This is a genomic window from Pseudomonas sp. Au-Pse12 (genome assembly GCF_021341665.1).
Classification (GTDB): domain Bacteria; phylum Pseudomonadota; class Gammaproteobacteria; order Pseudomonadales; family Pseudomonadaceae; genus Aquipseudomonas.
The window spans coordinates 457,564-470,935 of sequence record NZ_JAJTTH010000004.1 but is presented as its reverse complement, the minus strand read 5'-3'; the positions used below and the strand labels follow the sequence as shown (position 1 = coordinate 470,935).

Below are 13,372 nucleotides of genomic sequence, written 5' to 3'. Positions count from 1 at the left end.
TCTGCCAAATCCGCTCTTCTCGTAGCCTCTTTCATGATCGAACCTGCGCCGCTTTCCCGCCCGCAACTTCGCCGCATGCTGCGCAAGGCCCGTCGCGCGCTCAGCCCTGCCGAACAACGCCAGGCAGCCCGTGGCCTGTACCGCCAACTGGCACAGAACCCGATATTTCGCCGCGCTCGACACCTGTCCCTGTATCTGCCCACCGACGGTGAAATCGATCCTCGCCTGCTGCTGCGTGCCGCCCAGCGCCGGGGCAAGGCCACCTACCTGCCGGTGCTCAGCGCCTGGCCACGAACCAAGATGGTCTTCCAGCGCATCCGTCCAGGGGAAAAGCTAAGGCCCAATCGCTTTCGCATTCTCGAACCCCGGGTCAACTGCGCACGACAACGCAAGGTCTGGGCGCTGGACCTGGTGTTGCTCCCGCTGGTCGGGTTCGATGAAGAAGGCGGGCGCCTGGGAATGGGGGGCGGCTTTTATGACCGCAGCCTGGCCTACCTCGCGCGACGCCAGAAATGGCGCAAGCCGAAGCTGCTGGGGCTGGCCCATGAGTGTCAGAAGGTCGGAAAACTGGATCAAGCCAGCTGGGACGTGCCATTGCACGGCACGGTGACTGATCAGGGGTGGTACTTCGCTCGGTAGGTGCCGCGTTGGGTCAGCGGCACCGGAGCAGGTTCAGCGCTTGAAAGGCTGCGGTTGCTGTTGTGCGATTTCGATGGGAGTGTCGGTCTTGCTGGCCCATAAGCTCTGTGCATAACCCGTGGTCACAACGCCCAAACCGAACAAAATAACCAAAATCCATAGTAAATCCGGTTGGCGTTTCATCGATTGCCCCCCCTCAGGCAAATCACACACGCTGACTGCTGGCTTTCCATAACAGGCCATGCGGCAGCGTCAAGCTTAAAATCACGGCATTCTGCGATAACGTGAACCGACACGCAAACGCTGACGTCAACCGACCGTCGGTTTGTCATAAAATTGCCCGACAACCTGCCCAATCACCCTTTGGAGGGTAAGAAAGATGGCCTATTGGCTGATGAAATCCGAGCCTGATGAGCTCTCGATCCAGGGCCTACAGCATCTGGGTCAAGCCCGCTGGGATGGCGTGCGCAACTACCAGGCGCGCAACTTCCTGCGTGCCATGGCGGTGGGTGACGAGTTTTTCTTCTATCACTCCAGCTGCCCGGAACCGGGCATCGCCGGCATTGGCCGGATCATCAAGGCCGCCTACCCGGACCCCACCGCCCTGGAGCCGGACAGCGTCTACTTCGACCCCAAGTCCAGCGCCGAGAAGAATGCCTGGAGCGCAATCGACGTGGCCCACGTGGAAACCTTCGCCAAGGTCCTGCGCCTGGACTACCTCAAGCAGCAGACCGCCCTCGCCGAAATGCCCCTGGTGCAAAAAGGCAGCCGCCTTTCGGTGATGCCAGTCACCGCCGAACAATGGGCGGCCGTGCTCACCCTGCGCTGACCTGCAGCCCCTGGCGCCGGGACACCAGCACCTGCATGGCGCCAGCCTCGGCGTTTTTTTGCCTCGATCATCATGCAGCCTGCAAACAATAGGTTTAGGCTTGGCCCTTTCATTTGACGGGCATCAAGCCACAGAAAGCCTAGAGCCGTCAGACTTGGACGCTATTGCCGCAGGACGCTGAACACATGTCGACGAACCACCGTTCCTCCCGCCTATTTGCTGTTTCCCTGTTGATTCTATTGCTCGCTGCCGGTGGCTTCGGCTACTGGAAATCCCTCCAGGATCGCCTGCCCGAAGGCCTGAGCATGGGCAATGGCCGGCTCGAAGCCACGGAGGTGCAGATCGCCAGCAAGATCCCCGGACGCCTGGCGGAAGTGCGCGTCAACGAAGGCGACAAGGTGCTTCAGGGCCAACTGCTGGCACGCATGGACACCCGTACCCTGGAGGCCCAGCGCAGCCAGGCCGAGGCCGAAGTGCTGCGCGCCCGGGAGAACCTTTCTGCCGCCGAAGCCAACGTGCAACTGCGCCAGAGCGAACTGCTACTGGCCAATCAGGAACTCAAGCGTTCCCAGGAACTGTTCAAGCGCGGTTTTGCCAGCCAGCAGATCATCGACCAGCAGCAAGCGCGCCTGAATACCGGCAATGCCGCCGTTCAAGCGGCCCAGGCTCAGGTCGCGGCGGTCAGGGCCGCCATCGGTGCCGCCCAGGCCCAGGTCGCCCAACTCACCAGCGAAATCGACGACAGCAGCCTGCGGGCGCCCATCGACGGCATCATCCAATTGCGCCTGGCCGAACCCGGCGAAGTACTGGGCGCCGGTGGCCGGGTGCTGCTGCTGATCGACCCCAACGACCAATACATGAACCTCTACCTGCCGGCCTCGGTCACCGGACGCCTGACGGTGGGTGATGAGTCGCGGATCCTTCTCGACGCCCTGCCCAACCAGCCGCTGCCGGCGAAGATCAGCTTCGTCGCGGCCAAGTCCCAATTCACCCCCAAAGAAGTTGAAACCCGGGACGAGCGCCAGAAGCTGGTGTTCCGGGTCAAGGTGCGCCTGACTCAACCCGCCGCCGTGCCCCAGGCCAAACCGGGGATGCCCGGTGCTGGCTATGTGCGCACTGCCCCCGTGGACTGGCCGGCTAACCTGCAATGAGCGGCCTGGCGCTGCAGGCGAGCGGCATCAGCCATCGCTACGGTTCACAGCAAGCCCTGATCGATATCAGCTTCAACCTGCCGGCGGGCACCCGCTGCGGCTTGATCGGGCCGGACGGGGCCGGTAAGTCGAGCCTCCTGGGCTTGATCGCCGGGGTCAAGAAACTCCAGCAAGGTGAGCTGGAGGTCCTCGGCGGGGCGATTTCCCAGCGGCGCCACCGCCGCAGCCTTTACCCGCGCATTGCCTTCATGCCCCAGGGGCTGGGGGGCAACCTGTATCCCGACCTGTCCATCAGCGAGAACATCCGCTTCTTCGCCACCCTGTTCGGCCTGCCCCGAGACGAGTGCGAGCAGCGCATGCACAGCCTGCTGCTGGCCACCGACCTGCTGCGTTTTGCCGAACGCCCGGCGGGCAAGCTGTCCGGCGGGATGAAACAGAAGCTCGGCCTGTGCTGTGCACTGATCCACGAGCCGGACCTGCTGATCCTCGACGAGCCCACCACCGGGGTCGACCCGTTGTCCCGTCGGCGCTTCTGGGAACTGGTGGAGGACGTACGCCAGCAGCGCCCGCAACTGACGCTGCTGGTGGCGACGGCCTACATGGAGGAAGCCGAACAGTTCGAACACTGCCTGATGCTCGACCAGGGCAAGTTGATCGCCCAGGGCCTGAGCCAGGAGCTGGCAAAGGTCACGGCCAGCGGCAAACTGGACGATGCTTTCACCCATTTCCAGGGCGACAACGGCCACGACAACCAGCCGCTGGTGATTCCACACCGCTCCGGCGACGATCAGGACATCGCCATCGAAGCCCACGAACTGACCCTGCGCTTCGGTGACTTTACCGCGGTCAACAAGGTCAGCTTCGCCATCGGGCGCGGGGAGATCTTCGGCTTCCTCGGCTCCAACGGCTGCGGCAAGACCACCACCATGAAGGTCCTCACCGGACTGATGCCCGCCACCGAAGGCAGCGCCAAGCTGCTGGGCAACCCGGTGGATGCCAAGGACCTGGCCACCCGCAAACGGGTCGGCTTCATGTCCCAGAGTTTTTCCCTGTACGGCGAACTCAGCGTGCGCCAGAACCTGGACCTGCACGCCCGCCTGTTCGACCTGCCGCCTGCCGAAAGCGGCCCGCGCATCGAGGAACTGATCCAGCGCTTCGACCTCGGGGCGATTGCCGAGCAGCAGTCCGGCGCCCTGCCCCTGGGCCTGCGCCAGCGCCTGTCACTGGCGGTGGCGGTGCTGCATCGCCCGGAAGTGCTGATCCTCGACGAACCCACCTCCGGGGTCGACCCGGCGGCCCGCGACGACTTCTGGCGCCTGCTGATCGAGCTGTCCAGGGAACAGGGCGTGACCATCTTCCTCTCCACCCACTTCATGAACGAGGCCCAGCGCTGCGACCGCATCTCGCTGATGCACGCCGGCAAAGTGCTGGCTTGCGACACCCCGGCGGCGCTGCAGCAGCAGTTTGCCGGCGAGACCCTGGAAGCCGCGTTCGTGCGCTGCCTGGAAGACGCCCAGGGCACGTCGGACACGCCCACCCCGCCCCCTGCGGCAGCAACGCCCGCCGCTACCGGCAGCATTGCCGCCCCGCGCTCGGGCCTGAGCCTGGCACGCCTGCTGGCGGTGGCCACCCGTGAAGGCAAGGAACTGCTGCGGGACCGGGTGCGCCTGGGCTTTGCCCTGCTGGGGGCGATCTTCATGATGGTGATCTTCGGCTACGGCATTTCCCTGGACGTGGAGAAGCTGGCCTTCGCCGTCTACGACCAGGACCAGACACCGCAAAGCCGCGCCTACCTGGAAGCCTTCCGCAGTTCGCGCTACTTCGAGGAGAAACCGCTCATCCGTGGCTCGGCCGAACTGCATCGGCGCCTGCAACGCTCGGAGATCAAACTGGCCCTGGAGATCCCGCCCGGGTTCGGCCGCGACCTGTACGCCGGGCGCCAGCCCACGGTCGCCGCCTGGCTGGATGGTGGAATGCCGTTTCGCGCGGAAACCAGCCGCAACTATGTCGAAGCCGTGCACCAGTCCAACCTGGAGCGGCTGGCGGAGCAAAGCAGCCTGGCGCTCAACTCGAGGCCCGCGGCCAAGCTGGAAACGCGCTTTCGCTACAACCAGGACGTGGTCAGCGTGAACGCCATCGGCCCCGGGGTCATGGCGCTGATCCTGGCGTTCATTCCGGCCATGCTCACCGCCCTGGGTATCGTCCGCGAGAAGGAACTGGGCTCGATCACCAACTTCTACGCCACGCCCCTGACCCGCCTGGAATTCCTCCTCGGCAAACAGGCGCCCTACCTGGCCGTCAGCCTGATCAACCTGGCCTTGCTGGTGGCCATGAACCGCTGGCTGTTCGGCGTGCCCTTCAAGGGCAGCGGCCTGACCCTGGCCCTGGGCGGCGTGCTGTACGTGCTCGCCACCACCAGCATGGGGCTGCTGATCTCGGCGTTCACCCGCACCCAGATCGCGGCGATTCTCGGCACCATGATCATCACCAGCCTGCCCACCATTCAGTTTTCCGGGCTGATCGTGCCGCGTTCGTCCCTGGACGGCGCGGCGGCAATCATGGGCCAACTGTTCCCTGCCGGGCACTTCCTCGACATCGCCGTCGGCACCTTTACCAAGGCCCTGGACCTGCGCGAGCTCTGGCCTCAGTGCCTGGCCCTGGTGGGCTTCTTCCTCGGCTTCACCGGGCTCAGCCTGGTCATGCTGAAAAAGCAGGAGGTCTGATGAATCGTCTTGCTCATATCCTGCGCCTGGGCCTCAAGGAACTCACCAGCCTGCGCCACGACAGCGTACTGCTGCTGTTCTTGATGTATGCCTTCACCGTGGCCATCTACATGCCCGCCGCCGGCTCGGTGATCGGCGTGCACAACGCCAGCGTGGCGCTGGTGGATGAAGACCACAGCGCACTGTCGCGACAGATGGCCGAAGCCCTGCAACCACCGGAGTTCCAGGCCCCGGTGTCGCTGCCCTACGACCGACTGGACGAAGTGATGGACAGCGGCCAGTACACCTTCGTGATCAACATTCCGGCCAACTTCCAGAGCGACCTGCTGTCCGGGCGCGAGCCGGCGGTGCAAGTCAACGTCGACGCCACCGCCATGAGCCAGGCGTTCATGGGCGCCGGCTACATTGGGCGGATCTTCCAGCGCGAATTACTGACCTACGCCAACCAGGCCGACACCGCCAGCAAGACTCCGGCACGGCTCACCACGCGTGCCCTGTTCAACACCAACCTGGAAGGCGGCTGGTTCCTGGCGGTGATCCAGATCGTCAACAACATCACCATCCTGGCCATCGTGCTCACCGGCACCGCACTGCTGCGCGAACGCGAGCACGGCACCCTCGACCACCTGCTGGTGCTGCCACTGACAGCGCTGGAGATCATGCTGGCCAAGATCTGGAGCAACATGCTGGTGGTGGTGCTGTGCACCTGGATATCACTGGAGGTGATCGTCAAAGGCGTGCTGGGGGTACCGCTGGCGGGCTCGATGGCGCTGTTCCTGATGGTCACTGCGCTGTATCTGTTCGCCAGCACCGCCCTGGGGATCTTCCTCGCCACGCTGGCCCGTTCGACCCCGCAATTCGGCCTGCTGGCGATTCCGGTGATCATCCCGATGCTGCTGCTATCGGGTGGCAGCACGCCGCTGGACAGCATGCCGCAGTGGCTGCAGTGGGTGATGCAGGGCTCGCCATCCACGCACTTCGTCAGCCTCAGCGCGGCGATCCTGTTTCGTGATGCGGGCGTCAGTGTGGTCTGGCCCGACCTGCTGGCCCTGGCGACAATCGGGCTGGTGTTCTTCGCCATCGCCCTGGCGCGCTTTCGCAAAAGCCTAGCCTCGTGACCCGCACCTTGTAGGAACCGGCAAGCCGGTTCCTACAGCGGGCAGGCCTATTGGATGATCAGGTTGTTGAACAGCAGGTCTTCCACCACCGGCTTGCCGGTTTCGTCGCTCATCACTTGCTGCACCTGCTTGAGGGCTTCCTGGCGCAGCTTCTCCTTGGCCTCGACGTTGTTCATGGTATCGGCGGTCTGCTGGGCGAAAAGCGCCACCAGCTGGTTGCGGATCAGAGGCTCGTTGGCCTTGACCGCCTGGGCCGAGGCATCGCCGGTCACCCGCAGGGCCACGTCGGCCTTGTAGACCTTGAGTTTCGGGCCGCCATCCAGGCCGTAGTTGCCCACGAATGGCGGGCTCAGGCTGATGTAGCTGACTTTCGGTGCTTCGCCTTCTTTGGCCTCTTCGGCCATCGCTGCCATCGGCAGGGAGAGGGCCAGCAGCAACATGATCCACGCTTTCACAATTCGCTCCTTAATCCGGTTTGCGGCCTAGCATAAAGGCCCGCCCGCCTGAGCCCAAGCACAAGCTTATGGCTGCTTATCAGGACCGGGCATGCTCGTTGACCGCCTGATTCACGCTCCTACACTTATCGGCCACCAACCCCAAAGGAATAGCCCTGATGAAAGCCGTGCTGTGCAAAGCCTTCGGCCCCGCCGAAACGCTGGTGCTGGAAGAGGTCGCGAGCCCCGTGCCGAAGAAGAACGAGATCCTGCTGGACGTGCATGCCGCTGGGGTCAACTTTCCGGACACCCTGATCATCGAGGGCAAATACCAGTTCAAGCCTCCCTTCCCCTTCTCCCCGGGCGGCGAAGCGGCCGGGGTCGTCAGCGCGGTGGGCGAGAAAGTCAGCCATCTCAAGGTGGGTGACCGGGTCATGGCCCTGACCGGCTGGGGCAGCTTTGCCGAACAGGTGGCGGTGCCGGGCTACAACGTGCTGCCGATTCCCGCCGCCATGGACTTCAACACCGCCGCCGCTTTCAGCATGACCTACGGCACCTCGATGCACGCCCTCAAGCAGCGCGGCAACCTGCAGCCCGGTGAAACCCTGCTGGTGCTCGGCGCCTCGGGCGGGGTCGGGCTGGCCGCGGTGGAAATCGGCAAGGCCATGGGCGCCCGGGTGATCGCCGCCGCCAGCAGCGCGCAAAAGCTCGCCGTGGCCAAGGCCGCCGGTGCCGATGAGCTGATCAACTACAGCGAAAGCAACCTGAAGGACGAGATCAAGCGCCTGACCGACGGCAACGGTGCAGACGTGATCTACGACCCGGTGGGCGGCGACCTGTTCGACCAGGCGATCCGCTCCATCGCCTGGAACGGCCGCCTGCTGGTGGTGGGTTTTGCCAGCGGGCGCATTCCCGAGCTGCCGGTGAACCTGGCCCTGCTCAAGGGAGCGTCCGTGGTGGGGGTGTTCTGGGGCTCCTTCGCTCAGCGTCAGCCTCAGGACAATGCGGAGAACTTCCAGCAGCTGTTTGGCTGGTTCGCCGCGGGCAAGCTCAAGCCGCTGGTGTCTCAGGTCTACCCGCTGACCGAAGCCGCCCGAGCCATTGATGACCTTGGTCAGCGCAAGGCGGTGGGCAAGGTTGTGGTGCAGGTGCGCTAAGCGCGGCTACAGAGCTTCAATGGGCAACAGCCCCCTTGCAGCGCTTGAGCCGCGCTTCCAGGTTACGGTCCGGCATGGCGTGGTTGCGCAGGGCCTGGACCGTCTGCTCGACGTAATCGCGGGTGGTGCCATAACGCCCGCACGCACTTTCAAACACCTGGCTGAGCACATGATCCGGCAGATTGCCGGCATAGCTGGGCAGGTGCCGCTCCAGCACAAAACCCAGCGCCTGGACCTGGCTGCCATCCTCAAGACGGCAGTTGAGCCAGTGCGGACGATAGGAGGGATAAGGCATTTCACGCTGCCACAGGGCGTACAGCGAAGCGTCCAGTTGCTCTTCCGGCAACCGATAGGCGAAGCCGCTGCAGGAGCCGCCACGATCCAGGCCGAACACCAGGCCCGGCAGTTCCGGCGTGCCGCGATGCTCGTGGGACCACAGGTACAGGCCGCGATGATAACCATGCACCCTGCCGCGCATGCGCTCGACCGCCGAACATTCCGGGCGCCAGATCAGTGAACCGTAAGCGAACAGCCACACCGGCCCGCCCTTGTGCCGGGCCATGGTGGATTGCATGGAGCTGCGAAGTTGTTCGTGGGTCAGCTGCGGCCCCAGATCGAGCCGCGGAGGGTAAGCCAGATTCAGATAACTGGATTCAAGGGCTGTCATGGCGAATAGCGTTCGGCTCCCCGCGTATTAGAAGTTACTTAATAGAACGCTTGGCAGTAACTACAAGACACATAAGTTTCAAGGCAAGTTAAGTGCCACTAAGCAGTGGCCACTTAAGTTAAAGGCTTATATATAACCTACCGATATTTATTCAATTAGCTAAATACCGATGGGCTATATACGAAGTTATAACGCGGGGCTCGGGGCCAATGCAGTCAAGGTCGCGGGGCGTAGGCAAACACGTCGGCGCGCATCTGATGGGCATCCATCCCGGCATTCACCAGCGCGTCCAGGGTGGCGTAGATCATCGCTGGCGAACCACTGCCATAGACGTGCACCGCCGACAGATCGGTGATGTCCTCGCAGACCGCTTCATGCAGCAAGCCGCAGCGTCCCTCCCAGCCACACAGGTCGCTGACCACTTTGTGCAGATAGAGATTGGGCAGTTGCTGCCACTCGTCCCACTCTTCGATCCGGTAGAAATCTTCCGGCCGGCGCACGCCCCAATACAGGTGTACCGGATGCTTGAAGCCCGTGGCTCGACAATGTTCGATCAGGCTATGCATCTGCGCCATGCCAGTCCCGGCGGCGATCAAGACCAGTGGCCCGTCGGGCAACTCCGCCAGGTGGGTATCACCGAAAGGCAACTCGACACGCACGATACGATTGCGCTGCAACTGCTCCATGAGGCTTTGCGCACTGGTCTCACGCACCAGCACATGCAGCTCCATATCGCGGCCGCAGTGGGGCGCCGAAGCCAGGGAAAAGGCCGATTTCTCGCCATTCTCGCGCTCCAGCATCAGGTACTGGCCGGCGTGGTAGCGCGGCGGCTTGCCAGCGGGCGCGCGCAGCCAGACCCGCCACACATCGCCACCGACTTCCACACACTCAATGACCTGACACGACAGGCTGCGCACTGGCAGTTCTCCCAGCGCAAGGACGCCATCCCACAGCACGATGCAGTCTTCCAGCGGCTCTGCAATGCAAGTGTAGAACTCGCCGTGGTCACGCACATCGCCGGCTTGCTGCACGCTGCCCTCCACCAGCAGCGCCGCACACACATGACAGTTGCCGTTGCGGCAGCTCTGCGGGCATTCATAGCCCAGGCGCCGCGCCGCATCGAGAATCCGCTCGCCGGGCAGTGTCTCAAGCACCGCTCCGGAGGGCTGCAAGGTTACACGCATCAATCTATTCCTAACTGATTCCAGATGGCATCGATCCGGCGGGTGACCGCCTCATCCTTGACGATGACCCGGCCCCACTCTCGGGTGGTTTCTCCAGGCCATTTGTGAGTAGCGTCGAGCCCCATCTTCGAGCCCAGGCCGGAGACCGGCGAGGCGAAGTCGAGGTAGTCGATCGGGGTGTTGTCGATCATCACCGTGTCGCGCTTGGGGTCCATGCGCGTGGTGATCGCCCAGATCACGTCGTTCCAGTCCCGGGCATTGATATCGTCGTCGGTGACGATAACGAACTTGGTGTACATGAACTGTCGCAAAAACGACCAGACACCCAGCATCACGCGCTTGGCGTGGCCCGGGTACTGCTTCTTCATGGTCACCACCGCCATGCGGTAGGAGCAGCCTTCGGGCGGCAGGTAGAAGTCGGTGATTTCCGGGAACTGCTTCTGCAGGATCGGCACGAACACTTCGTTCAGCGCCACGCCGAGGATCGCCGGCTCATCCGGCGGCCGGCCGGTGTAGGTGCTGTGGTAGATCGGCTTGATGCGGTGGGTGATGCGCTCCACGGTGAACACCGGGAAGCTGTCGACCTCGTTGTAGTAACCCGTGTGGTCGCCATAGGGGCCTTCATCGGCCATCTCGCCGGGATGGATCACCCCTTCAAGGATGATTTCGGCAGTGGCCGGAACTTGCAGGTCGTTGCCGCGGCACTTCACCAGCTCGGTGCGGTTGCCGCGCAGCAGGCCAGCGAAGGCGTATTCGGAAAGGCTGTCCGGCACCGGGGTCACGGCACCGAGAATGGTCGCCGGGTCGGCTCCCAGGGCCACCGATACCGGGAACGGCTGGCCTGGGTGCTTCTCGCACCACTCACGGTAATCCAGCGCGCCGCCGCGATGGCTCAACCAGCGCATGATCACCTTGTTGCGACCGATCACCTGCTGGCGATAGATCCCCAGGTTCTGCCGGTCCTTGTTCGGGCCCTTGGTCACCGTCAGGCCCCACGTGATCAGCGGGCCGACGTCGCCGGGCCAGCAGGTCTGCACCGGCAGCATGCCGAGGTCGACATCGTCGCCTTCAATCACCACTTCCTGGCACACCGCGTCCTTGACCACCTTGGGCGCCATGGAAATGATCTTGCGGAAGATCGGCAGCTTGGACCAGGCATCCTTCAAGCCCTTGGGCGGCTCCGGCTCCTTGAGGAAGGCCAGCAGCTTGCCGATTTCGCGCAGTTCGCTGACGGCTTCGGCGCCCATGCCCAGGGCCACGCGCTCGGGGGTGCCGAACAGGTTGCCGAGCACGGGGATGTCATAACCGGTGGGGTTTTCAAACAGCAGGGCCGGGCCTTTGGCACGCAAGGTGCGATCGCAGACCTCGGTCATTTCCAGCACTGGGGACACCGGAACCTGGATGCGCTTGAGTTCCGAGCGCTGTTCCAGGCCGCTGATAAAGTCGCGCAAGTCGCGATACTGCATGCGTGAGCCTCGTTTTCGCCGTGGCATTCGGGGCAGGCAGTTTAGCGCCGAACCCACAGGTTCAGAATAGAGAATGTCAGATAGCAAAAAGCCGGGTTTCCCCGGCTCTTGCTGGCCTGATCGATTTACTTGCGTTTCATCGACAGGAAGAACTCATCGTTGGTCTTGGTCTGTTTCAGCTTGTCGACCAGGAACTCGATGGCAGCGACTTCATCCATGGGATGCAGGAGCTTGCGCAGGATCCACATGCGCTGCAGCTCGTCGTCGGCCGTCAGCAACTCTTCGCGGCGGGTGCCGGAGCGGTTGATGTTGATGGCCGGGAAGACGCGCTTTTCAGCGATCTTGCGGTCCAGGGGCAGTTCCATGTTGCCGGTACCCTTGAACTCTTCGTAGATCACTTCGTCCATCTTCGAGCCGGTTTCAACCAGCGCGGTGGCGATGATGGTCAGCGAGCCGCCTTCTTCGATGTTGCGCGCAGCGCCGAAGAAACGCTTTGGCTTCTCCAGGGCGTGGGCATCGACACCACCGGTCAGGACCTTGCCGGAGCTTGGGATCACGGTGTTGTAGGCACGAGCCAGACGGGTGATGGAGTCCAGCAGAATCACCACGTCCTTCTTGTGTTCAACCAGGCGCTTGGCCTTCTCGATCACCATCTCGGCCACTTGCACGTGGCGGGTTGGCGGCTCGTCGAAGGTGGAGGCAACCACTTCGCCGCGCACGGTGCGCTGCATCTCGGTCACTTCTTCCGGACGCTCGTCGATCAACAGCACGATCAGATGAACTTCGGGGTTGTTACGGGTGATGTTCGACGCGATGTTCTGCAGCATGATGGTCTTGCCCGCCTTCGGCGGAGCAACGATCAGGCCACGCTGGCCTTTGCCGATCGGCGCGCACAGGTCGATGACACGACCGGTCAGGTCTTCGGTGGAACCGTTGCCGGCTTCCATCTTCATGCGCACGGTCGGGAACAGCGGCGTCAGGTTTTCGAACAAAATCTTGTTCTTGGCGTTCTCGGGGCGGTCGTAGTTGATGGTATCGACCTTGAGCAGCGCGAAGTAACGCTCGCCTTCCTTGGGAGGGCGGATCTTGCCAACGATGGTGTCACCGGTGCGCAAGTTGAAGCGACGGATCTGGCTTGGCGAGACGTAGATATCGTCCGGGCCGGCCAGGTAGGAGGCGTCGGAGGAACGGAGGAAGCCGAAGCCGTCCTGGAGGATCTCCAGCACGCCATCACCGGAGATTTCCTCACCGCTTTTCGCGTGCTTTTTCAGCAGGGAGAAAATCACGTCCTGCTTGCGCGAACGGGCCATATTTTCTATGCCCATCTGTTCGGCCAATTCGAGCAGTTCGGTAATCGGCTTTTGCTTGAGTTCAGTCAGATTCATATAGGAATGACGTAATCATTTATAGAGGGGGGAAATTAAGCTTTTGGCTTAATGAGGCCGCGCCGCAGAGAAGGCGACAGGATCGCGTACTTATTCGAAAAGGAGAGCGTCGGCGACGGCTTGCAGGGGGCAATGGAGAAACCAGTGCGGGGCCGAATGTAACACCTGAGTTTCGGAGCGTCTAGCCCTCAATTACGAAAAAGCCCCGCATTTTGCGGGGCTTTTCCAGGGCACTGAAATCGACGCTTAGATGTTGGCGTCGAGGAAAGCGGCCAATTGCGACTTCGACAGCGCGCCGACCTTGGTGGCTTCGACGTTGCCGTTCTTGAACAGCATCAGGGTCGGGATACCACGCACGCCGTGCTTGGCCGGGGTTTCCTGGTTTTCGTCGATGTTCAGCTTGGCAACGGTCAGTTTGCCTTTGTAGGTTTCAGCAATTTCGTCCAGAACCGGAGCGATCATCTTGCATGGGCCGCACCACTCAGCCCAGTAGTCGACCAGTACAGCGCCTTCGGCTTTGAGTACGTCGGTCTCGAAGCTGGCGTCGCTGACGTGTTTGATAAGATCGCTGCTCATGGAATTCTCCAGGTTGTAAGCAAAAAAACGTGGCCCATCATAT

13 protein-coding genes are annotated in these 13,372 nt (G+C 62.7%); 6 read left to right on the top strand and 7 right to left on the bottom strand.

What is annotated here, in order from left to right:
* Positions 1-33 precede the first annotated feature (33 nt).
* Positions 34-639, top strand: a complete 606-nt coding sequence (locus LXM55_RS13970; RefSeq protein ID WP_233320884.1) for a 5-formyltetrahydrofolate cyclo-ligase — start codon at positions 34-36, stop codon at positions 637-639.
* A 33-nt stretch (positions 640-672) separates the two neighbouring features.
* Here the strand turns inward: LXM55_RS13970 and LXM55_RS13965 are convergent, their stop codons facing one another.
* Positions 673-822: a hypothetical protein gene (locus LXM55_RS13965; protein ID WP_233320883.1), complete on the bottom strand. Its 150-nt coding sequence runs from the start codon at positions 820-822 to the stop codon at positions 673-675.
* Between the two features lie 196 nt (positions 823-1,018).
* Here LXM55_RS13965 and LXM55_RS13960 point away from each other — a divergent pair, with 196 nt between their 5' ends.
* The 4 genes from LXM55_RS13960 to LXM55_RS13945 all read left to right on the top strand — a co-directional run bounded on the left by LXM55_RS13960 (position 1,019) and on the right by LXM55_RS13945 (position 6,460).
* Positions 1,019-1,468, top strand: a complete 450-nt coding sequence (locus LXM55_RS13960) for an EVE domain-containing protein (RefSeq protein WP_233320882.1) — start codon at positions 1,019-1,021, stop codon at positions 1,466-1,468.
* Between the two features lie 185 nt (positions 1,469-1,653).
* Entirely contained in the window at positions 1,654-2,619 is a 966-nt protein-coding gene (locus LXM55_RS13955; RefSeq protein WP_233320881.1) for an HlyD family secretion protein, read from the top strand.
* Positions 2,616-5,342 carry a ribosome-associated ATPase/putative transporter RbbA gene (gene rbbA, locus LXM55_RS13950; RefSeq protein WP_233320880.1) on the top strand — a complete coding sequence of 909 codons (2,727 nt, stop codon included), beginning with the start codon at positions 2,616-2,618 and terminating at the stop codon, positions 5,340-5,342. Before LXM55_RS13955 ends, rbbA begins: the two co-directional genes overlap by 4 nt.
* Positions 5,342-6,460, top strand: a complete 1,119-nt coding sequence (locus LXM55_RS13945; protein ID WP_233320879.1) for an ABC transporter permease — start codon at positions 5,342-5,344, stop codon at positions 6,458-6,460. Before rbbA ends, LXM55_RS13945 begins: the two co-directional genes overlap by 1 nt.
* A gap of 47 nt (positions 6,461-6,507) precedes the next feature.
* Here LXM55_RS13945 and LXM55_RS13940 read toward each other — a convergent pair whose 3' ends face one another.
* Entirely contained in the window at positions 6,508-6,915 is a 408-nt protein-coding gene (locus LXM55_RS13940; protein ID WP_233320878.1) for a flagellar basal body-associated protein FliL, read from the bottom strand.
* A 158-nt stretch (positions 6,916-7,073) separates the two neighbouring features.
* Between LXM55_RS13940 and LXM55_RS13935 the strand changes: the two genes are divergently transcribed.
* On the top strand, positions 7,074-8,051 hold the full coding sequence (locus tag LXM55_RS13935) for an NADPH:quinone oxidoreductase family protein (protein ID WP_233320877.1): 978 nt from the start codon (positions 7,074-7,076) through the stop codon (positions 8,049-8,051).
* A 16-nt stretch (positions 8,052-8,067) separates the two neighbouring features.
* On the opposite strand, the gene LXM55_RS13930 is transcribed toward LXM55_RS13935, so the two are convergent.
* The 5 genes from LXM55_RS13930 to trxA all read right to left on the bottom strand — a co-directional run bounded on the left by LXM55_RS13930 (position 8,068) and on the right by trxA (position 13,329).
* Positions 8,068-8,718, bottom strand: a complete 651-nt coding sequence (locus tag LXM55_RS13930; protein WP_233320876.1) for a gamma-glutamylcyclotransferase — start codon at positions 8,716-8,718, stop codon at positions 8,068-8,070.
* Positions 8,719-8,933: 215 nt separating this feature from the next.
* Positions 8,934-9,902 carry a CDP-6-deoxy-delta-3,4-glucoseen reductase gene (locus LXM55_RS13925; RefSeq protein ID WP_233320875.1) on the bottom strand — a complete coding sequence of 323 codons (969 nt, stop codon included), beginning with the start codon at positions 9,900-9,902 and terminating at the stop codon, positions 8,934-8,936.
* On the bottom strand, positions 9,902-11,368 hold the full coding sequence (gene ubiD, locus LXM55_RS13920) for a 4-hydroxy-3-polyprenylbenzoate decarboxylase (RefSeq protein WP_011064155.1): 1,467 nt from the start codon (positions 11,366-11,368) through the stop codon (positions 9,902-9,904). Before ubiD ends, LXM55_RS13925 begins: the two co-directional genes overlap by 1 nt.
* A gap of 125 nt (positions 11,369-11,493) precedes the next feature.
* A complete protein-coding gene (gene rho, locus LXM55_RS13915) occupies positions 11,494-12,753 on the bottom strand; it encodes a transcription termination factor Rho (protein WP_007926725.1) in 1,260 nt (419 codons plus the stop codon).
* 246 nt (positions 12,754-12,999) lie between these two features.
* Positions 13,000-13,329 (bottom strand): thioredoxin TrxA, encoded by a 330-nt coding sequence (gene trxA / locus LXM55_RS13910; protein WP_044465682.1) that lies wholly within the window; start codon positions 13,327-13,329, stop codon positions 13,000-13,002.
* Between the last annotated feature and the right edge of the window lie 43 nt (positions 13,330-13,372).